The organism is Mycobacterium sp. (assembly GCF_008709575.1).
Classification (GTDB): Bacteria; Actinomycetota; Actinomycetes; order Mycobacteriales; family Mycobacteriaceae; genus Mycobacterium.
In genome coordinates this window covers 1-895 of the sequence record NZ_VYIK01000219.1, presented here as the reverse complement: position 1 = coordinate 895, position 895 = coordinate 1, and the positions used below count along the sequence as shown (strand labels likewise).

At 65.8% G+C, this 895-nt stretch carries 1 protein-coding gene; it reads right to left on the bottom strand.

What is annotated here, in order from left to right:
• Positions 1-515: universal stress protein (locus F6Q13_RS18015; protein ID WP_293059448.1), on the bottom strand; the 515-nt coding region annotated here is incomplete at its 3' end.
• Positions 516-895: the final 380 nt, after the last annotated feature.

Below are 895 nucleotides of genomic sequence, written 5' to 3'. Positions count from 1 at the left end.
GACGCCGGCGAGCCGTCGACGCCCACCAGCACCGGCGCCCGTGCGACATCGGTGACCAGCGGCTCCGCAGGGTGGATCACGGCGACCGGGCAATGCGCGTGGTAGACCAATCCCGAACTCACCGAGCCCAGGAAGTTGCGGGCCACCACGCCGCCACGACCCCGATAGCCCACCACGACCATCTCCGCCTCGTTGGAGAGGTCGACGAGCGTCGCGACGGTGGCCGAATAGAACACTTTGCTTTCGATGTGCACCCGACCATGCTCGCCGGTGCTTTCATGCGCGACCTTGATCGCCGTCTCGATGACGTCGCGGGCCCGCTTCTCCTGCCATTGCCTGCCGGGCGCCGCGGACACCTGGGACCACCACCCCGGGACAGGGGGGTCGACGAAATGGACCAGGGTCAGCGGCACATTCCGCAGCGCGGCGTCGCGGGCCGCCCACCGTACGGCCTCCTGGGCCGAGGCTGAGCCGTCAACGCCGACCAAGATCGCGCGACGCAGAGATTGCAACATTTCAGTTCGACTCTGATCGATTCTGATCGATGACGTACCCACCCGGGACGACCGTGCTCGTTAGGGCTGAGGAGAAGCAAGCCCAAGGACCAAAGGCACCGATGAAGCGACACCTTCGGGGTGTCAGCGGCATGGAAAAACCACATCAATAAACCTTTCCGCCCTTACCTGCAGGCGCGGGACTGGGTCTGCATCAACCGGGCCCGACTAATACCATGTCGGCCGGGGTCGTAAGCTGCGGCCAGGTTTCTTTTTGCGCCAACATTTCGCGGATAAGCTCGAGCGATGCGTGCTCGTGCTGTTCGAGCGGTCCGGATCGCGACGACGGAGCTGGCCGGCCCGGCGGCGCGGCTGGCGCTCGACGAGATGGCGGCCGGCAT